This window comes from uncultured Chitinophaga sp. (assembly GCF_902168175.1).
Taxonomy (GTDB): Bacteria; Bacteroidota; Bacteroidia; order Chitinophagales; family Chitinophagaceae; genus Chitinophaga.
On sequence record NZ_CABHOU010000022.1, the window covers coordinates 26,389 to 47,989 of the forward strand.

Consider the following 21,601-nt stretch of genomic DNA (forward strand, 5'->3'; position numbering starts at 1 on the left):
GAAAGAAGAAGGCATAATATGCCATAGTTATTTTTATTTTTAGAAAGATGTTACTCACGATTACAACAACCCACAAGCCCGCTACGGACTTGGGATACCTTTTGCATAAACGTCCCGATAAAACCCAACAGGTGGAATTGTCGGGCGGTATTGCACACGTGTTTTACCCCGAGGTGTCGGAAACCCGGTGTACGGCCGCTTTATTATTAGATATAGATCCGGTTGGCCTGGTGCGCAAAGACAATGGTCCCGCAGGAAATGATTTTGCCCTGCAGCAATATGTAAACGACCGCCCGTACGTGGCCAGTTCGTTTATGAGTGCTGCTATCGCAAAAGCTTATTCATCGGCCCTTAATGGTCGCTGTAAAGACCGCCCGGAACTGCCTGCTACGCCCATGCCGTTCGAAATACGGCTGCCGGTATTGCCTGTGCGTGGCGGTGAAGCGTTACTGAACGATTTGTTCCTGCCACTGGGTTATACCATTATTGCCACCCGCCTGCCGCTCGACGAAAAGTTCCCCGCGTGGGGCGAAAGCCGTTACTTCGACGTAACGCTGGTGAACACGGTTACGATGCAGCAGCTGTTATCGCACCTGTACATTCTTATCCCGGTATGCGACAACGATAAACATTACTGGGTTGGGAAAGAAGAGGTGGATAAGCTGATGGAGAAAGGTAAGGCCTGGTTAGATCAGCATCCTGCGAAGGAGCTGATCGTACAGCGGTACCTGCGCCACCATAAAGCTTTGATAAGTGATGCGATACAGTCGTTGTTGAAGGAAGAGCTGCCTGAAGTAGAGGCGGAAGTGGTTGCGCCAAGGATGCGCGCACACGATGCGCGGTTGCTGATGGTGAAAGACGAACTATTGGCTACAGGCGCTAAAAGCGTGGCCGACCTGGGCTGCGGCGAAGGCAAACTATTACGCCTGCTGCTTCCTGAAAAACAGTTTGAGAAGATACTGGGTATGGACGTGAGTTACCGCTCACTGGAAATAACGCAGAGAAAGTTGAAGATCGACCGGCTGCCACTGTCGCAGCAGGAAAGGATCCAGCTGGTACAAGGCTCCCTCACTTATCGCGATAAACGAATAGAAGGGATGGATGCTGCTGCCCTGGTGGAGGTGATAGAACACCTGGACGAGCCACGGCTGGCAACCCTGGAAAAAGTACTGTTTGAATATGCGCGACCGGCTCATGTAATTATTACGACCCCGAATGCGGAATACAACGTTAAATTCGAGAGCCTGTTCAGTGGCCACATGCGCCACAGCGACCACCGCTTCGAATGGACGCGTGAGCAGTTCCGTAACTGGGGCGACAGGCTGGGGAATGAATACGGTTATGCCGTGCAGTACAAAGCCGTTGGTGAAGAGGACGCAGAAATAGGCGCCCTAACGCAAATGGCGATATTTAAAAAGAAAGAATAATGGAACTGACGATAATAGAAAAGTTGCTGGAAACAGCAGTGCATGAAAAAGTAAAGGTGCTGTATGCCTGCGAGTCGGGCAGCAGGGCCTGGGGTTTTGCCTCCACCGACAGCGACTACGACGTACGCTTTATATATACCCGCCGTACCTCCGATTACCTGTCCATCGCCGACCGCCGCGATGTGATAGAACTTCCGGTAAACGAAGTGCTGGACATCGGTGGCTGGGACTTGCGAAAGGCGTTGCAGCTATTTCTTAAATCCAATGCACCCTTGTACGAGTGGTTGCAGTCGCCCGTATGGTACGATGGTAACCACGCGTTCGTAGACGAACTAAAAGCATTGATGCCAAAGTATTTCTCGTGCCGTGCAGGCTGTCATCATTACCTGTCGATGGCTTTTAATACCCTGGAGAACGATTTGCAGGGCGGGCAGGTAAAGATCAAAAAATACTTCTACGCCCTGCGCCCTGCCCTGGCGGCTTTGTGGATAATAGAGAAGCAGGAAGTGCCACCTATGGAGTTTGGTATACTACGTACGCTGGTGCAGGACGAACCCTGGCAGCAGGCGGTGGACACCCTGTTGAAAGTGAAGGCAGGTGCGGACGAGAAGGCGCTGATAACGCCCATCCCCCTGTTACAAAACTGGCTGCAGGAAACATTGAATAATTGTAAAGAAAAGGCATCCGCCCTCCCGTCCATACGACATACAACGGAGGAGCTGGATGAACTGTTCCGAAAATATATGCATCATGACCTTTGAACAATTGACCGCAGAGCCAGGCCACCTGTTGATGAAGTGCATCAGCGGCAGCCGTGCCTATAACCTGCAGGTGCCCACTTCAGACACTGACCTGAAAGGCATATTCGTATTGCCGGAAAAGGAGTTGTTTGGTATGGGATATACGGACCAGGTGAGTAATGAAAGTAACGATGAGGTGTACTTTGAGATCGGCCGTTTCGTAGAACTGTTGTGTAAAAACAATCCGAATATCCTCGAACTGCTTAACTCTCCGGATAAAGCGGTGTTGTATAAACATCCGCTGATGCATCTTATCAAACCCGAAGACTTTTTATCGAAACTGTGCCTGCAAACCTTTGCCGGATATGCTAAAACGCAGATCAAAAAGGCTGGCGGACTAAATAAAATGATCAATAAACCGATGGATGGCGAGCGAAAGTCGGTAGCCGACTTTTGTTACATGATAGCAGGTAACGGTAGCGTACCGCTTCGTGAATGGTTGACAGATAGAGGTTTTAAGCAGGAAGAATGTGGGTTGATAAAGGTAGATCACTTTCGCGATGTATACATGCTGTATCATCATCAGCAGTTGCCAGCCGATACCTGGTTTAAAGGCATCGTATCCGGCCCTGATGCTAATGATGTGCAGGTAAGCACCGTGCCTAAAGGTCTCGAACCGCTGGGTGTGATGAATTTTAATAAGGACGGGTATTCCGTATACTGCCGCGAGTATGCCTCCTACCATCAATGGGTAGCCGAACGGAACCAAGCCCGGTACGAAAGCACGCAGAGCCACGGCAAGGGCTACGATGCTAAAAACATGATGCACACCATCCGCCTTTTAAGTATGGCTGAAGAAATAGCCACACAACGGCAGGTGAACGTTTACCGTAACGACAGGGAGTTCTTATTGAAAATCCGGCACGGACAATATGAATACGCTGAACTGATGAAAATGGTGGAAGATAAAATGGACAAAATAGAAAAGCTGTATGCCATCAGCGATCTGCCCGATGCTCCGGACGAGCAAAAGGCGGAAGAGCTGCTGGTGCAGATAAGGACCTCTTTTTATGCGAGATAAAACAACATTACATATACCAGAAGTGTCACTGGTGTTATTAGTCGGAGCTTCCAGCTCCGGCAAGTCCACCTTTGCACGCAAACACTTTAAACCCACAGAAGTAGTATCATCCGATGCGTGCCGTGCTGCGGTAAGCGATGATGAGAACAACCTCTCCGCCACCACCGATGCTTTTGACCTGGTGCGTTTCATTGCCTCTAAACGTTTGAAGAACGGCCTACTCACAGTGATAGACGCGACCAACGTTTCGGAAGATGACAGGAAGAAATGGGTAGCGCTGGCCCGCGAGTACCACGTATTACCGGTAGCCATCGTGATGAACCAGCCGGAGAAAGTACTCGATGAACGCAGTGCCGCCCGTACAGACAGGCAGGTGCCGGGTCATGCCCTGCACCGCCAGTGGGTACAACTTAAGCGGAGCATCCACCGGTTAAAACTGGAAGGTTTCCGGCACGTGCATGAACTGCGCGGTCAGGCGGAGATAGATGCGATTACCCACATCGAACGCGATAAACTATACAACAACAAAAAAGAAGTAACAGGTCCGTTCGATATTATTGGGGATATACATGGTTGTTACAACGAGCTGGTATTGTTGCTTACGAAGCTGGGTTACGCACCGCAGCAGGGCGTATGGCGCCATCCCGAAGGGCGTAAGCCAATATTCCTCGGCGACCTTTGCGATCGTGGCCCGGCTACACCGGCGGTATTACGCCTGGTAATGGATATCGTTAAATCCGATAACGGTTATTGCGTGGCAGGCAACCACGATGTAAAACTGCTTCGCTGGTTAAATGGCAAACATGTGCAGGTGCGTCATGGTCTTGAAAAAACGGTGGAACAACTGGCGAAGGAGCCGGCAGCATTCATAGAAGAATTAAAACCATTTCTCGATGGGTTGATAAGCCACTACGTTTTCGATAATGGAAAGCTGGTGGTAGCCCACGCCGGCCTGCGTGAAGAAATGCACGGCCGGGGATCGGGGGCGGTGCGGGAGTTTAGTTTGTACGGAGAAACGACTGGCGAGATAGATGAATTCGGATTGCCGGTACGGTACAACTGGGCGAGTGAATATAGTGGTAAAGCCATGGTGGTATACGGCCATACACCAGTACCACAGGCGCAATGGTTGAACCGTACGATCGATATAGACACTGGTTGTGTATTCGGCGGCCATCTTACAGCGCTGCGTTATCCTGAAAGGGAACTGGTGTCTGTACCTGCGGCAGAAGTGTACGTAGTATCGGCAAGGCCGCTGTTGCCCTCAGGTACAGTGCCATTGTCGCTGCAGCAGGCCAACGACGATGTGCTGGATATAGCCGACTTTACCGGTAAGCAAATTATCGAAACACGTTTCGGCCAGAATGTGACCGTGCGCGAGGAGAATAGTATTGCCGCTCTTGAGGTGATGAGCCGTTTCGCTATTAATCCCCAATGGCTTATTTATTTACCACCTACCATGAGTCCGTCCGAAACGAGTAAACTGGAAGACTATCTTGAGTATCCGCAGGAAGCGTTCTCCTACTTCAAAGGCGTAGGCGTAACGAAAGTGGTGTGCGAGGAAAAACATATGGGCTCCCGCGCTGTAGTAATCGTAGCAAAGAATGAACAGGCGGTGAAGGAAGCTTTTGGCATTACCGGCGAAGGAATAGGTACGATTTATACCCGTACCGGTCGTGCTTATTTTAATGATAAGGCCGTAGAGCAGGAATTACTGCAACGGCTGAACCTGGCTTTGGAAACAACCGGTTTCTACGAGGAGTTTAATACAGACTGGGCCTGTTTCGATTGTGAGTTAATGCCCTGGAGCGCCAAGGCGCAAAGTTTGTTGCAAACGCAATATGCATCGGTAGGCGCGGCTTCTGGCAGGGCGATGGATATTGCGGTGCAGGCTTTGCAGCAGACCGCCCTTCGTAACCCCAGTGCTGTACCGCTGCTGGAGAAGTACAGTACACGTAAACAACAGGCCGCGCAATTTACCGATGCCTACCGCCAGTACTGCTGGCCGGTAAATAGCATTGCCGATTACAAACTGGCGCCGTTCCATTTATTGGCTACCGCAGGAAAAACCTACACCAGCCGCGATCACGAATGGCATATGGAAACTATTGCCCGTGTTTGCCGTGGCGATGAACAGGTGTTACTGGCTACTAACTATCGTGTGTTACACCTCGAAGATGAAATTGATGTAAACAGCGCGCTACAATGGTGGCTGGAGCTTACTGCTAAAGGTGGTGAGGGCATGGTGGTAAAACCGTACGACTTCATTCACCAGCATCCGCGCGGCATAGCGCAACCTGCCATAAAGATCAGGGGTAGGGAGTACCTGCGTATCATTTACGGACCAGAGTATACTGCTCCCGAAAACCTGATCCGTCTTAAACAACGCGGTTTATCTGGCAAACGTTCGCTGGCTATGCGTGAGTTTGTTTTAGGGTTAGAGGGATTGGAAAACTTTGTTCAGAAAGAAGCGCTGCGGAAAGTACACGCCTGTGTATTTGGCGTGCTGGCGTTGGAAAGTGAACCTGTAGATCCAAGACTATAAACAAAAAAAACCGGGGGAGAAATCCCCCGGTATACCTGATTAAAAACAACCACACTACTAAAACCAATCTGCACAACACAACCTTTCTATATATTCACATGCTTTTTTCTTACTGACCAATAATAGAACACCGGGAACACCAACAGGGTGAAGATCGTAGCCGACACTAATCCTCCGATGATCACGATGGCAAGGGGCTTCTGCGACTCTGAGCCAATACCGGTGCTGAGTGCGGCGGGCGTAAGACCCAGTGCCGCCATCAAAGCGGTCATAATTACTGGTCGTGTTCTTGTTTTTACGCCTTCGACTATAGCTGGTACCAGCGCCAGTCGTTGTTTCAGGTTATTATGGAATTCGGAAATAAGGATCACCCCGTTTTGTACGCATATCCCGAACAGGGCAATGAAGCCCACGCCGGCCGATATGCCGAAGTTGATGCCGGCCAGGTGTAAGGCCAGTATGCCTCCGATCAATGCGAAGGGTACGTTGGCGAGTACCAGCGAAGCATCGCCGATATTGCCGAACATGATGAACAGCAGCACAAATATCAGGATTAAGCTGATGGGTACTACCTGTCCAAGACGTGCCGTTGCCCTTACCTGGTTCTCAAATTCGCCGGTCCAGCCAATGGTGTAGCCAGCAGGTAATTCGATGCTTTTTGCTACACGTGCCTGCGCTTCGGCAATAGTGCTGCCCAGGTCACGGTCGCGGATGGAGAACTTAATACCGATAAAACGTTTGGTGTTGTCGCGGTAAATGAAGGCCGGGCCGGTTACTTTATCCATGTCGGCAATTTCCTTCAGGGGAATACTTTCGCCCCGCATCGTAGGCACACGTAATTGCATGATGTCGTCTTCATTCTTGCGATACTCCTGTTCGTAACGGATGCGCACGGGAAACTTCCGTTCGCCTTCGTACTTCTCTGTGGCGGTTTTACCACCTATCGCCATCTCGATAATACTTTGCGCATCGGCCTTCTGTACGCCGTATATCGCCATCTTCTCCTCATCCAGCGATACGCTTATTTCGGGCTGGCCTATATTTCGGAGGATGCCCAGGTCTTTAATGCCTTCGATATCTTTTACTTCGGCCATTACCTTTTCGGCCAGGGCGTCCAGTTTGGTAAGATCATCACCATAAATCTTTATACCGTTACTTGCCTTAAAACCTGCTACTGCCTCCGCTACGTTATCGATAACGGGTTGTGAGTAGTTGTACAAAACGCCCTGGTAGTGACTTAACTGCTGGTCCATTTCATCAATCAACTGCTCCACACTTATCTTTCTGTCCCATTCCTTTTTCGGCTTCAGGTCTACCTGGAACTGCAGGAAGTAAAACCCGTTAGGATCTGTCCCATCGTTCGATCGGCCGGTTTGTGACAATACACTGCTTACCTCGGGGAACGATTGCAGGTCGCGGCGAAGGGTTTTGGCCATGTTCACGCTCTCTGGTAACGAAAGGCTCATCGGTAGTTCGGCCGTCACCCACAGGGCTCCTTCGTTCAATTGTGGTAAAAACTCGGTTCCCAGCCAGCGGGTGGAGAACAACGACAGTGCCAATACCGCTACAGATATTATTACGCTGGCGCGTTTATGTTTAAACGTTACGGCAAAACCTTTACCAACGATGTAATTAAAGAAGTTGACGAAAGGATTGTTCTTCTCGCGCACATTCTTCCTTAGTAATATCGATACCAGTACCGGAACAAGTGTGAGCGTGAACAGGAGTGCGCCGAGTAACGCAAAACCCAATGTCCAGGCGAGTGGCGAGAACATTTTTCCTTCTACTTTCTGGAAGGCGAATATGGGCAACAGGGCCGATATGATGATGAGTTTAGAAAAGAACACCGCTTTACCAAGCCCGGCGCCCGTTTTCTTAATAAGACCGAGTTTCGATAGTTTATTAAACCGTTCCATCCCAAACTTGTGGGCCTTATGGTCGAGCGCAACAAATAGTCCCTCCACCATTACCACCGCACCGTCAATGATGATCCCGAAGTCTACCGCCCCCAACGATAATAAGTTGGCGCTCATGCCCTTCATCTTCAAACACATAAAGGCAAACAGCAGCGAAAGCGGGATGATAATCGATACGATCAGCGTAGTGCGCCAGTCGGCCATAAAAATGAACACGATTACCGTTACGAAAACAATACCTTCCACCAGGTTGTGCATCACGGTTTGCGTGCAGTACTCCATCAGGTTATCACGATCGTAAAACACTTCCATCTTCACATCGTGTGGTAATACGTTGGCATTGATCTCGTTGATGCGGGCCTTTACGCGGGCCAGCACTTCACCCGGATTTTCATCCTTCCGCATCACCACAATACCTTCTACCACATCATCTTTATCATTTAAACCCACCTGTCCCACCCGTGTGGCGCTGGCTTCGGCAACGGCGGCAATGTTCTTCACCAGTACCGGGTTATCATTGTAGTTAGCCACGATGGTGTTTTCGATATCGCGGCTGGTGTTAAGTAGCCCCAGACCCCGTACCACGTAGGCTTGTCCATTCTTTTCTATCACGTCGCCACCTACGTTCAGGTTGGCTTTGGTCACTGCTTCATATACCTGTAGCGGCGTAAGGTCGTATTTCTGGAGTTTTACCGGGTCTACCGATATCTCATAAATCTTCTCCTGTCCGCCGAAGGCTACTACATCAGCCACGCCGGGTACAGCGCGCAACTGCCGGTCGATCACCCAGTTCTGTAAGGTGAGCAGTTCGCGGGTGTCACGCTTGTCGCCCTTCAGTACATACCGGTAAATTTCACCGGTGGGGCCGTATGGTGGCTGTACGTCAGGCTCCACCTCTTCGGGTAATTGTACGTTGCGTAGCTGGTTGTTTACCTGTTGCCTGGCGAAGAAGTCTTCCACATTATCGTCAAAAATGATTTTGATAACAGAGAGGCCGAACATGGTTACACTGCGCACGTTCGCCTTTTTCTGTACCGAGTTCATGGCAATTTCTATCGGGGTGGTCACAAAACGCTCCACCTCTTCTGCACTACGGCCATTCCATTCCGTTACCACTACTATCTGCGTATTGGTTACATCGGGAAAGGCCTCCAGCGGGATGTTCATATAACTGATCCAGCCGGCAATAGCCAGTATGGCGGTACAGAAGAATACGAACAGTTTATTGCGGAGCGATATGGCAATAATATTTTTTATGAATTTGTTCATGGGAAAGATCAGTCGTTTAATGCGTCATACACCATAATTCCGTTACGGGAAATCACTTTTTCATTTTCCTGCAGGCCCGCCTCGATGTACGATACATCGCCTACCTGGCTATACACCTTTACCTGGCGGGTTTCGATATTGCTACGGTCTTTAAACACCATCGCCCAGTTTTTGCTCTTATCGAAAATGATGGCCGACGAAGGCACGGCTACCAGTTTTTTATTTTCCGAGAACAGTAGTTTAACCGAGGCGCTCATTTCAGGCTTCAGCAACAGTTCCTTATTGGGTATGCGTATCAGCAGTTTCATGGCCTTTGTATCAGGATCTATCGCATTAAAAATCCTGTCTACCTTACCATGAAATACCTTGCCTGCATAACTCATCGTACTTATTTCCGCTTCGTAACCCACGGCCACACTGGCAATGTCGGTTTCGTTCACATTCGCTAATACCCATACTTCATCTATTTGCGCAATAGAAAACAGTGCATCTGTTTTATCGCTGCGCAACTGTTCGTTTTGGTTAATATTTTTAGATACGATAAAACCACTGCCGGGTGCCGTAATGTTCATGATCGAACCATCTTTAAGGCTGTAGATGTGGTAGATCTCAGAAATTCTTGCCTGCTCCGCTTTCGCTTTCTCCAGCTCTTTGGCGGCGGCGGTTACATCTTTCTCAGAATTCAGTTTGCCTTCGTACAGGTCTTTTGCTACCTGATAATTCTTTTCTGCCAGGGCAACGTCGGCATTGGCGTCCAGTTGCTGGCGCTGGAAGTCGGCCACTTCGCCACTGCGCACCACTGCTAATACCTGGCCTTGTTTAACATAATCGCCCAACTCCACATTTATCTTCATCACATTTCCCCCCACTAATGGATAAACCTGGGCCAGGCGATTGTTGTCGGCGGCTACTTTGCCAAAAAGTTTCAATTCATTACGCACATCAGATATAGCGGCTACGGCAAATTCGCATCGGGCCATCATGCTATCGCTCAGCGAAAAGCTCCATGCCTTTTCCTCATGCTGTGGCTGCGGTTTGCATCCGCCGGCCATAGCGGCCAGCAGCGCGGTGTATAATAAGTACTTCATTTATCAGTAAACATTTGTTGCGGTTACATAATTAATTTGTGCGGCGGCAAGGGCGAGTTGGTTCTTAACGCGTTCAAACTCGGTAAGCGATTCATTGTACGACTCCAGGAAGTCTACAAACTCAAGTATCGAAATATTACGCTTCTGGAAATTGCTGTTAATGCCTTGCAGTACAGCGTCGAAGTCGTTGGTGTACAGTCGTTTTACTTTGCTGTATTCGCGTATGCTGCGTTGCATGTTTTGCCAGGAGGCAAACACTTCTGCCCTTACCGCCGATGTTTTGTGCGCGCCGTAGATAGCAGCAGCCTTTACGCCGGCTTCCGCTGCGCGGATATTCCCTTTGTTACGGTCCCACAGCGGTAGCGGCATGCCAATACCCGTCATATATTGGTTGCGCCAGGCGTTACCCAACTGATCGTAGCTCAGGTTAAGCGTTACATCGGGTACACGTTGCCTTTTTTCAAGGGATAGCTGCAACTGTGAAATGTTTTGTTGCCCTTTTACCTGCTGTACATCCGGCCGGTGTTGCATGGCCAGGTTGTACAGTTCGTCGTTATCTTTCAGCAACAGCAGGTTGTCGAAGGCGTTGGCAGCGATAGTGGGATAAATAAGCGTGGTTTTTTGTAGCAGTAATTGCAGGTTTTTTAGCGCCTCAACTTCCATGGCCGCCATTTCGGAGCGGTCGTTATTGATTTTTAGGTACACCGACTTTAACCGCACCACTTCCTGTAAGGGCAGGTTGCCTTTCGCCGCCTGTTCCTCAAAACGGGTGATGAGCGTATCCAGTGCTTTCAACTGCCTGTCGTAATGTGTGGTCACGGTTTGTTGTTGATACAGCGAAAGCAGGTTACTGTGCAGTTGCAGGCGCAAACTGCGTAACAGTTCTTCAAACTCCGCCACGGCCAGTTCTTTATGCTGGCGGGCAATGGCAATCTCTGTTTTACGTTTACCACCCAGCAACAGCAGTTGTTCAAAGGAAAACACCTTTTCGCCATTCTTCCCGATGAGGAAGACTTTGCGGTTATCGGTATCGTAAGTGTGTAGTTCGGCGGAGATGTTAGGATTAGGATAGGCTTTGGCCTGAATGATCAGTGCTTCCTGAGCGCTGATGTTATACTGCTCCGCCAGCAGTAGTAAATTTTCTTTAAGAAAGATGCTGTCGGCCTGCTCCGGCGTAAGCGAAAGAGAACTTTGCGCTTTAACGGTAAAGGGAGCTGCCAGCAACATGATATACGGCAAATACTTCATGCCACAATATTGGCAAGAAGCAACTTAAGATTTCCTTAAGAGGGATAAAGATGTGCTTAAGACGGAAGTTTTATCGTAAAACAGTTCTTCCCATCTTCTACGCTATATTGCGCCGAAGCCCCGTGCAGTTGCAGGATGCGGGCCACCATTACCAGGCCCAGACCAATACCGTTTTTGTTCCGGCTGTTGCTGCCGCGGAAGAAGTAGCCGAAGAGGTAAGGCTGTTCTTCAGGCGCCAGGGTAGCGCCATTATTGAGTAAACGTACCTGTAAAGCACCATCGTTTTTCATTACTTCAATGGATGCGGAACTGTCGTCTGAATATTCACTGGCGTTTTTAAGCAGGTTGTAGAAGGCGAGTTTCAGCATTCTTTCATTGCCTGCCACTTCCATGTCGGCCGCACTGGTAATATTGTCGGCGGTGTTAAAACCAAAGCGACTGGATGGATAAACGACCTGCAGGTCGTCGGTGCATTCGAACAAAAGCTCGTCTATCCGCACACGATCGGTAAATACCTGCGGTGTTGTTTGTTGATAACGGGAGATTTCTATGAGCGTATTGATCACGCCGGCGATCTGCATCAATCCTTCTTTCTGAAAGCCAAGACTTTGCTTCCAGGTATCGGGCTTGTCTTCGTTCAGCCCTCTTTCTATATTGGAAATCAATACAGCTATCGGATTTTTTAGTTCATGCGATACGTGCTGGATAAAGTTTTTCTGGTAGGCAAACGATTCGTCTACACGGGTGAGCATATTATTAAATCCTGTTGCCAGCGAGGCTATTTCATCGGTGCTGCCCGGCACTTCCACCTTCTCCAGGTTGGTGGCCGAAATACGGTCTACCTGCCTGGTGAGTGATGTAATGGGGCTGGTAATTTGTTTCGACAAAAACAGCGTTACAAAAAATGAAAGTGAAAGAGAGATGAGGAAGATGATGATGAGCAGCCAGCCCAGGAAGTTAAGGCTGTCGCGGCCGGCCTTGTCGTAGGCTTTTCCGATTGCGAAGTATTTGTGGCCGTTGTGGTAAATGATGTGTGCTACGATGTCGAATTGGCCTTCGCTGTTCAATATTTCGTGCCGGCCGTTGTCGCGCAGTTCGCGTACCAGGCTGCGTGCGTAAGGTATTTTGGCATCGTCTATACTGGTATAAATGTTTTTACCGGTACTGTCGAACAGTAATATTTTTTCGTCGTGCAGCGTGTAAATGGTGGTTTCGTCAAAGTTGTCGATAAGACTTTTATCAATACGTTCGGCGGTAGACAGTAATTTGAGTACCGTGGTATTAAGGTCTTTGATCCGCTGGTAAAACTCCTGCTGGCGGTTAAGCGCAGAAATGTAATAGACACTGGCCAGCGTTAGGCCCAGTATCAATATAAAGAAGAAGGAAAAGGAGCGGAGTATTTTTTTTCTAAGCTTCATGCGGCTCGTTGCTGATGTAATACCCGAAACCGAAGCGGGTATGAATAAGTTTTACCGGTTGGTTTTTATCGATCTTATTACGCAGCGAATTGATGAAAACCTCGATGGTATTGGTATTTACTTCTACAGAAGTGCCCCATATGGCATTTATCAGTTCCTTTTTGGAGAAGGGTTGCCCGGGATTGGCGGCCAGCATGGAAAGGATATTGAACTCCCGCCCGGTAAGCCTGATCAGCTGGCCTCCACGGCTAACCTGCTTTTTATCGAGGTCGATATTTAAATTATCTATGTTGATACTTTTTACGGCTTCACTATGCGCCCCGCCCCTTTTTAGCAAGGCCTTAATGCGGGCGAGCAGTTCGCGGAAATAAAAGGGTTTGGTCAGATAGTCGTCGGCCCCGCTGTCAAACCCATCCAGCTTATCTTCCACCTCGCCGAAGGCTGTTAGCATAATTACCGGGGTGGTAATGGCATTGTTCCGGATGGCGCGGCATACCTCGTAACCGTTTTTACCGGGCACATTAATGTCCAGTATAATACAGTCGAACGCCTGGCGCAGCGCCGTTTTTTCGGCCATCTGCCCATCGTACCGGACTTCCACGTGAAAGCCTTCCCGGTCCAGCTGGGCTTTAATATCGGCCGCCAGGTTCACATCATCTTCTAACAGGAGCAAATTGTGCATGGGCATGAAATTACAATTTAACCGTTAAATGGCGCTCTGCACGTTCCCCCTCATCCGCTTACCGGTGGATATTGACATTCCATCGCTGGCATCAATATCAATGTGTGCCGGTCACATCAGTATTCATAAGGGTGCTAAGCTTGATTCCGTATACATCCCGGCTCCATCCTAGCCAGATCCTGGCTTCATCCTAGGTTCATTCTAGGTTTATCCTAGGTTCATTCTAGGCTTAAATACCTAAAATTAACCTAGGATAAACCTAGGATCTACGAAGGATAAACGTAAGATACAGCATGGATTCCTACAGGATCATGCATAGGAGTATAGAGGTTCGGCGACGTAGAGTGTTGTCATTTGAAGAGATGTTAGCAGGTATACCCAATTTGGGCAATTTGTTTACTGCGGCTGAATTGAGCATATCAGCAGGGGTAACAGCCGGGTTCTTATGTTGATATAATACTATTGGCAGATAGAAACTGGTTTTTTACAGATCGGAAGGCAGGAAATGGACGTAAATACCATCGTAGAACGGCCTTTTGGTAAGGTAATGTGGATCAGTAGCTTGTGAAAGAGGGTAAATATTAGCGGTAATACATCAAATTAGTCTTAATTTTGGCTTTAATTGTTTGTAAAAGAAGTTGATTCTGAGGCAGTTTTCTAAAATCAATCCTCCCCCGAAACTAATTATTTTGACCATAACTATGCCAAGACTAACGTTTTGCACGCGGGTGTGCAAGTGTAATTAGTTGATTTTACTCATTTAATAAACCTATGCAGTATTACATAATGCTCTCCGCCCCAACTTGGCGTGTGGACCCGGAACTCCCGGGGGATTTTTCATTCCATGTTATTACCGTAAAAGAAAGCCGATGAAGAAAATTATACTCCTTCTTGTTATAGCCGTTTTTAGTATTGAGGCCTTTGGTCAGGCATTTGTAGTGGCCAGGGTGCCTGAAAATGCACCGAATGTTTCTACTACAAGGGCGCCCAGCGGTGCGGATAACCATCGTGTGTTTCGCGGCATTATTTTATTAAAAGCCGCCGAGCTGGTGAATGTATCTACTACCACCGTTATTGCACAAATGAGTTTTGCTTATAGCAGTGGTACCAACGCACCTGCCGGTGGCAATATGAAATTCTATCTTCAGAATACCAGCGACAACCAGGTTACTAATAAGTCAGCTAACTGGAGTACCGCCATTGCCAGTATGCTGGAAGTTTACAATGATGTATACAATATTCCAGAAGGATTGGGTACGCCTGGTGAGGTGACTTGTGCGCTAACGCAGCCCTTTACTTATTCAGGAGGCAATATGTACGTGGCGTATGAATATGTAGGTAGCACCTATGCGACTACTGGCGCCAGCTACAGAGCTATAACAGATGCTACCAGCAATTTAATGTATGCTTCCAGTAATACCACCACCGCTCCTGAAAACCTGGGGTCGCTGTCTACTATCCGCCCCCAGTTGTTACTCGGGTTCGACAACCCGTACAACAACGATCAGCGCGTGGTAAGCCTGTTGCTTGACCGTTCTACCGAAAATAAATTTATTAATCCCGGTAACAGCGTAACTACAGTTATACATAACCGTGGTAAGCTGGACCAGGTGAATATCCCGGTAACCATTACAGTAACCGGTGCTAATCCTTATAGCGAAACACAAATTATTCCTTCTCTGCTTGCAGATGAATCGGCAAGTGTGAACTTTAGCTCGCTGCCAACCAATGTGAGTGGTGCTCAAACGATTACTGTTACGCTTGCGGCGGATGAGAATACCTCCAATAATGCAAAGTCGGTTACGCAAAATGTGGAGTGTGGCGATATGCGTTATTACGAAACAGATTTGGCCCGCACCCCGTTGAGTTACGGGGCTGGCGATGGTATTATTGCCGCTAAGTTCACAGCACCGCCCGTTACCCCGGTACTGGTAAAAGGCGTAAGGGTTCAATTGTCTCCCGACGCCAATTCGGCCGGCAGAACGGTTTACGGCGTACTGCTGGATGCCAGCGGAATGATATTGGACGAGTCGCCGGAACTAGTAATAGCCACCGGCGATGTAGGCACAATAAAATATTTCGAGTTTGATGCTCCGGTTCAACCCACTGCCGGACAAGATTTTTATGTTGGTATGGCTATGAAGGCGACGGCCGGGGCGTTACCCCTCAGTGCCTATAGCAACATTAACGTGAAAGCCCAGCCATTTTACGCAATCAGTATGGATGGCGCAATTATCAGCGAAGTAGGCACACTCGGTGTACCGGGTTTAGAGCTGGTGGTGGATGGATTGCCGGTAACACTGGCATCGAGCGCTACTGAAATTTGCGCTGGTTCGCCCATCACGCTCACGGCCACATCTGGTTTTGCTTATCCTTTGTTTGAATTTAAGGCAGACAACAATGTATTAAGCAGCACTGCCGATGTTACTTATACCTACTCACCCACCGCGGCTGCGCAATTGCAGGTTTCCGGCCTGTATAACGGTTGTGCGGTGCCTTCGAATACAATTGCCCTTACTGTAAATCCTTCGCCCACCGTAGCCGCCATTACCGGCGATGCTACTGTTTGCGGTACCGCCAGCACGCAGCTGGCCAATGCTACGGCCGGTGGCGTGTGGAGCAGCAGCGATGTGAACATTGCTACCGTAGATGCTTCCGGTTTGGTTACCGGGGTGACCGGCGGTTCTGTAGTGATTACTTACAGTGTAACCAGCGGTGGTTGCACCGGCACAGCTACACATAATATCATTGTTAATACACCCGGCTCTATCAGTGCAACTACCGGTACCCGCGATATTTGTATCGGTGCTGCTACTACGCTGGCAAACCCTACACCCGGCGGTACCTGGACTTCGGCCGATCCGTTAATTGCAACGGTGGTTAATGGAACGGTAACCTCACAGGCAGTTGGTATTACCACTATCACCTACACCGTATCTGATATCAATGGCTGCTCGGGCTCCGCGCCTTTCGAAGTGGAAGTGCGCGCGCTGCCAGCAGTGCCAGTGATAAACGGTGCGGCAGCCGTTTGTGTTAATTCACAGATTACACTCAGCAGTCCTGCTGCCGGCGGCACCTGGACCACCAGCGATGCAGCCATTGCCACTGTGGACAATGGCGGCAACGTAGACGGTATAACCGCAGGCCCCGTTACGATCACCTATACCATCAACGACGGATTTTGTAGCGCGAGCGGTAGCAAAGCACTTACTGTACATCCTGCGGGCGCAGTAACGCCTGTTACCGGCCCCGATGAAGTTTGTGCAGATGCTGCTATTACTTTGTCCAACGTTACCGCGGGTGGATTATGGAGCAGCAGCAACACGGCTATTGCCACTGTAGATGCGGCAGGTGTTGTAAACGGCATTGCTGCGGGAACGGTGACCATTAACTATACTTATACAAATGGCAATGGTTGCGCTGCTACAGAAACAAAAGATATTACCGTGAACGGCCTCCCTGTAGTGCCGGCGATCTCCGGGTCCAATGCGATATGTATTGGTTCCAGCGCCACGCTTAGTAATGCCATTACCGGTGGCACCTGGGCCAGCAGCGATGCAGTCGTGGCAACCATTGGCGCTTCCAGTGGCGTGATAAACGGTTTGACAAACGGCTCTACTATTATTACTTATACGATTACAGATGCTAATGGCTGTGTAAACAACACACCACTGGAAGTAACCGTAAATACATCGGTAACGGTACCGGCTTATACGGGCGACCGCGCAGTATGCGAAGGTAGCACCGTGTTGCTGGCTAATACCGTAAGCGGCGGCGTATGGAGCAGCAACAACACCGCAGTAGCCACCGTTAATGCAACAACGGGTGTGGTTAGCGGCGTTGCTCCCGGTCAGGCATCCATTACTTATACGCTTACTGTAGCCGCAGGTTGCAGTGATGCTTATACAGATATTATTACGGTGGATGCGAAACCAGCCGTGCCCGTTATTACTGGTGCTGCAGCGGTTTGCGAAGGCGGCACCATCGTACTGGGCGCTACTCCGGCCGGTGGTATATGGAGCAGCAGCAGCACGGCTGCAACAGTGGATGCAGTTGGTACTGTAACCGGAGTTACACCCGGCAATGTAAATATCATTTATACAGTTACAAACGCGCAGGGTTGCAGCAATAATGCGGCTTATCCTGTTACTGTACAGGCAAAACCTTCCGCAGGCAATATTACCGGCAGCAGCCAGGTTTGCGAAGGCAATACGATCACGCTTGGCAATAGTGTACCTGGCGGAAGCTGGAGCAGCAGCAATACGGCTATTGCTTCAGTAGGTGCGTCTACCGGCGTGGTAAATGGTATAACAGCAGGGAGTGTCAGTATAACTTATACGGTAACCAGCGCAGGTTGCAGCAATAACGTGAGTGTGCCTGTTACGGTTAATGCCAACCCTGCAACTCCAACTGTTACAGGTGATGGAGCAGTATGTACAGGTAGCAATACAACACTTACAGCAACAATAGCAGGTGGTACCTGGAGCAGCAGCAATACCGCTGCGGCAACAATCAGCAATACAGGCGTTGTAAATGGCGTTGCTTCCGGCAGCGCGGTTATCACTTACACACTGACCAACGCTGCGGGTTGTACCAGCGCTACAACACATAATATTATAGTAAACGCATTGCCTTCCGCTGGTACGCTTAGCGGTGGAACTGAGGTGTGCGAAAATGGAACGCTTACGTTAAGCAGCACGGTTGCCGGTGGCAGTTGGACAAGCGATAACGCGGGCATTGCTACTGTTTCCAATGGCCTGGTAACCGGCATAACTGCAGGCAGCACCAGCATATTTTATAGCGTAAGCAGTAATGGCTGTACCGGCACTGCCGATGTTGCTGTAACTGTACGTGCAACACCGGTTGTAACTGGTACAACAGGTACAAATGTTATTTGTGCAGGCAACAGCGCTACACTTACTAACAATACCCCGGGTGGCGTATGGAGCAGTAATTTGACCGGTATTGCTACCGTTTCGGCTGGTGGCGAAGTAACGGGCGTGAGCGCCGGCGATGCCATTATTACTTACACGGTAACCAATGCGAACAATTGTTCGGCCAGCGTAAGACATCCTTTAAAAGTAAATGCAGCGCCAGCCGCAGTAACCTTTACCGGTGGCACGCAGGTTTGTGTAAGCGGTAGTATCACACTGGTACCGTCTGTTGCGGGTGGTACATGGAATTCCTCCGACCCCGCTGTGGCTTCGGTTATCGATGGTGTGGTAACGGGTAATGCCGGCGGGCAGGTTACGATTTCCTACACTGCTGTTAATGCAGGCGGTTGTGCAGTATCGGGTACACAAACAGTAACCGTAAACGCGCTGCCGGCTGTGGCCACACTTGGCGGTGCAAATGCGGTGTGTGTGGGCGGCGAAACGACCCTTACTACGTCAGCAACTGGTGGTGTTTGGAGCAGCAGTAATATCAATATAGCATATATCAATACTGCCGGGCTGGTAAGTGGTGTGGCGGCAGGACAAGCTACCATCCGTTACACGATAGCGAATGCTCAGGGTTGTAGCAGTACTGCGGAACATACCATTACCGTTAACAACCTGCCTGCGTTAACCACCATCACGGGCGGTAATGCACTATGTGCAGGTACTACACTTCAGCTGGCACATGCTACTGCGGGCGGTACCTGGAGCAGCGCAACAAATGGCGTAGCCACTATCAGCAACAGCGGACTTGTTACGGCTGTAACAGCAGGTACCAGCAGGATCAGCTACACGGTAACCGGTGCGGGCGGTTGTACGGCCGCAGCTACCCTCGATGTAACGGTAAATGCACTGCCAGCGGTAACGATTACAACCAAAGATTCTGTATGCCTCTCCGAAGGAAAGATCACCCTTACTGCCAATGTAAGCGGCGGTACCTGGAGTGGTGAGGGCGTAACAGGCAGCGAGTGGAATTTTGCGAACCTGGGTGTGGGAACATCTACCCTTACTTATGTGTACACCAATGCTGCTGGTTGTGCCGCAACGGCCACCAAAACAATCAGGCGCGTTAACTGCCAGGTAATCGATACAAGGCCAGGTATACTGAAATCTATGGACCTCGTGCCAAACCCGGCTACCAACTTTATCAAGCTGAAAACAATTGTGCAGACTGGCGGCGGCAAATGGACGATTACCGTGACTACGATGGCTGGCGTACGTACCATTAACCTGATAACAGACCTGGTTGTAGGGGCTAACGAAACCACGATCGACATCAGTAGCCTGCCTCCCGGTGTTTACCTGGTTACGCTGCGGCATGCTGACAAGTTCGAAACAAAAACGTTTATTAAAGTAAGATAAAATGAAAAGGGCGGCCCAATTGGCCGCCCTTTTCATTTGTAGTAAGTGATCTTTCGCTCTTTTAATACGGTGTCTTTGCCCTTCTCCAAACGCCTGATCCAGTTTCCCTTTTCGTCGAAATTCAGGTACTCGAACGCTGTTTCATTCTTTTCTCCTTCGGAATTGGTAACGGTGCGTTTAACCGGAATACCCTTTTCCCCGAATGCTATTCGTTCGTCGTACAGTACTTCGGCTTCCTGGTGGTAGATGGTTATATGTACAAGTTGCATTTTGTCGTTAAACTCACTCACGTTGCGGAACGTATCCTGGCTGGTGGCGGAGTAGCTGGTGTACTCCAGCGGAAGTTTGTTGGCTGCGTAACGTTGTACCATGGTTATACTTTCCAGCCTGCCATCCCCATTATAAGATCGTCCTCCCGTGGAAACGCCGTTATCATCAAATTCGGAAACATAACGGATGATGGTCGTTCCTTCATGATCGGCCATCACGTACGAGGTATCTTCCCCGGCTTCGTTGTAATTAAACGTCATCGACATCTGACCGGGCATTAAACCGTCTTTCTGCCAGTCGCCATTGCGAAAGCTGGTGGCATAAGGTGTTTCAATGGTTTGTTTCACAGGACCTTTGATTTGCTGTACATCAAGCGCAGTAGGTACATGTTGTTTGCATGCGGTAAAAGCGGATGCTGCTAAAACGGTAAAGAATAATCTTTTCATGGCGGGCCGGGTTGAATGAGCCGGCAATATAAGCAGTAAAAACAAAACAGCGCCCACGGGGAGCGCTGTTGCCTGTTATTTGGAAGTCGTTTATTTATTCGCGGCCAGTACTTTTAGCACTTCAGGCGTTACATCACCAAAAATAGAAACCCCCGCAGCGCCATTCTTCACCGCCAGTTTTATACCCCGGTCGAGGTCTTCGTAGTTGCCCCCGAAGTCGGGGAGAAACAGGCCGGCGTACAGCGGGAACTTGCCTTGCAGGGCTTTTACGCCTTCGTCCACCGCATCGCCTATCCAGCTTACGTTTTCGCGGTAAAAACCATGGTATATCATAGGCATTACGGCATCGAGGTCCCAGTTCACCCAATCCTGGCGAACAATACGTTTCGCAATCTCGGGTGTAGGAAATACGGCGGCTGTTATAGGTTTTTTATGCTGATGCGCTACTTTGGCCAGCGTGTTCACCACATTATTAATTCGCTGATAACGAAATCTGCGCCATGACGGACTTTGATCTGGATGTTCCAGCTCCAGCGGGTCGGTGCCGTATTGAGATTTATACGCATTACGACAGCTTTCGCAATAGCAATAGTCGTACTCGGGCAATTCCTTCGACTGGTCAATTTTGTAATTGCTCCAAAGGTTTACAGGAAGAATAACGTCCGGATAACGGATGTAGTCGAGGTGGAAGCCATCCACTTCTTTCCTGGAAAGAATACTGTTTACCTGCGCTTTGAGGTGTTCCAGCACTGCTGGTTTACTGGGACACAAAAAGCGGTAATAGTTTACATACGGCGGCTGGGTGGCGCACGACTCACCTTTCCTGTTAACTACATACCAGTCGGGGTGAGCCGCCAGCAGGTCCTTGTCGCCCTGGTTCATGGTCCACATCCAGCGGTGGGCTTTAAGGCCCTGTGCGCGTGCAATGCGGTAATGCGGTTCGCTGTCGGCCTCGAAAAACAGGTCGCTGATACCTGCATTCCTGTAGGCGCTGTAGCGTTCGCGCAGTTGCACTTCGGTATCTTTATGATCAGGATTTATCCATACCCGGTGCGATACTTTGGGCGCTTTCGCGGGCCGGGTGCTTTGTGCTACACCTGGCAGCGATGGTTGTACAAGTGCCAGGCTACCCAGGCCCAGTGATTTAAGAAAGTCGCGTTTATTCATAACGG

At 49.5% G+C, this 21,601-nt stretch carries 12 protein-coding genes; 5 read left to right on the top strand and 7 right to left on the bottom strand.

All coding sequences use genetic code 11. The annotated features are described in order from the left end of the window. Window positions 1-47: 47 nt before the first annotated feature. From QZT80_RS03185 to QZT80_RS03200, 4 genes are read left to right on the top strand one after another with little or no spacing between them, the layout of a single operon-like run. Window positions 48-1,427, top strand: a complete 1,380-nt coding sequence (locus QZT80_RS03185; RefSeq protein ID WP_295117532.1) for a 3' terminal RNA ribose 2'-O-methyltransferase Hen1 — start codon at window positions 48-50, stop codon at window positions 1,425-1,427. Further along, the gene (locus QZT80_RS03190) at window positions 1,427-2,188 is read left to right on the top strand and encodes a nucleotidyltransferase domain-containing protein (protein ID WP_295117535.1); all 762 of its coding nucleotides are present in this window, start codon (window positions 1,427-1,429) and stop codon (window positions 2,186-2,188) included. The genes QZT80_RS03185 and QZT80_RS03190 overlap by 1 nt, the downstream gene beginning before the upstream one ends. Then, entirely contained in the window at window positions 2,178-3,248 is a 1,071-nt protein-coding gene (locus tag QZT80_RS03195) for a nucleotidyltransferase domain-containing protein (RefSeq protein WP_295117538.1), read from the top strand. The genes QZT80_RS03190 and QZT80_RS03195 overlap by 11 nt, the downstream gene beginning before the upstream one ends. After that, a complete protein-coding gene (locus tag QZT80_RS03200) occupies window positions 3,238-5,793 on the top strand; it encodes a polynucleotide kinase-phosphatase (RefSeq protein ID WP_295117540.1) in 2,556 nt (851 codons plus the stop codon). Before QZT80_RS03195 ends, QZT80_RS03200 begins: the two co-directional genes overlap by 11 nt. A gap of 86 nt (window positions 5,794-5,879) precedes the next feature. Here QZT80_RS03200 and QZT80_RS03205 read toward each other — a convergent pair whose 3' ends face one another. The 5 genes from QZT80_RS03205 to QZT80_RS03225 are packed head-to-tail and all read right to left on the bottom strand — an operon-like array spanning window position 5,880 to window position 13,414. Then, the gene (locus QZT80_RS03205; RefSeq protein WP_295117543.1) at window positions 5,880-8,978 is read right to left on the bottom strand and encodes a CusA/CzcA family heavy metal efflux RND transporter; all 3,099 of its coding nucleotides are present in this window, start codon (window positions 8,976-8,978) and stop codon (window positions 5,880-5,882) included. 8 nt (window positions 8,979-8,986) lie between these two features. After that, window positions 8,987-10,066, bottom strand: a complete 1,080-nt coding sequence (locus QZT80_RS03210) for an efflux RND transporter periplasmic adaptor subunit (protein ID WP_295117545.1) — start codon at window positions 10,064-10,066, stop codon at window positions 8,987-8,989. A gap of 3 nt (window positions 10,067-10,069) precedes the next feature. Continuing rightward, window positions 10,070-11,314, bottom strand: a complete 1,245-nt coding sequence (locus QZT80_RS03215; protein ID WP_295117548.1) for a TolC family protein — start codon at window positions 11,312-11,314, stop codon at window positions 10,070-10,072. A 56-nt stretch (window positions 11,315-11,370) separates the two neighbouring features. Continuing rightward, on the bottom strand, window positions 11,371-12,732 hold the full coding sequence (locus QZT80_RS03220; RefSeq protein ID WP_295117551.1) for a HAMP domain-containing sensor histidine kinase: 1,362 nt from the start codon (window positions 12,730-12,732) through the stop codon (window positions 11,371-11,373). Continuing rightward, window positions 12,722-13,414, bottom strand: coding sequence for a response regulator transcription factor (locus QZT80_RS03225; protein ID WP_295117553.1), 693 nt, complete (start codon window positions 13,412-13,414; stop codon window positions 12,722-12,724). Before QZT80_RS03225 ends, QZT80_RS03220 begins: the two co-directional genes overlap by 11 nt. Window positions 13,415-14,283: 869 nt before the next feature. On the opposite strand from QZT80_RS03225, the gene QZT80_RS03230 reads away from it, so the two are divergent. Continuing rightward, the gene (locus QZT80_RS03230) at window positions 14,284-19,713 is read left to right on the top strand and encodes an Ig-like domain-containing protein (protein WP_295117556.1); all 5,430 of its coding nucleotides are present in this window, start codon (window positions 14,284-14,286) and stop codon (window positions 19,711-19,713) included. Window positions 19,714-19,745: 32 nt separating this feature from the next. Here the strand turns inward: QZT80_RS03230 and QZT80_RS03235 are convergent, their stop codons facing one another. Together QZT80_RS03235 and QZT80_RS03240 are read right to left on the bottom strand one after the other, a co-directional pair. Further along, a complete protein-coding gene (locus QZT80_RS03235; RefSeq protein WP_295117558.1) occupies window positions 19,746-20,429 on the bottom strand; it encodes a hypothetical protein in 684 nt (227 codons plus the stop codon). 90 nt (window positions 20,430-20,519) lie between these two features. Next, on the bottom strand, window positions 20,520-21,596 hold the full coding sequence (locus QZT80_RS03240; protein WP_295117561.1) for a family 10 glycosylhydrolase: 1,077 nt from the start codon (window positions 21,594-21,596) through the stop codon (window positions 20,520-20,522). Between the last annotated feature and the right edge of the window lie 5 nt (window positions 21,597-21,601).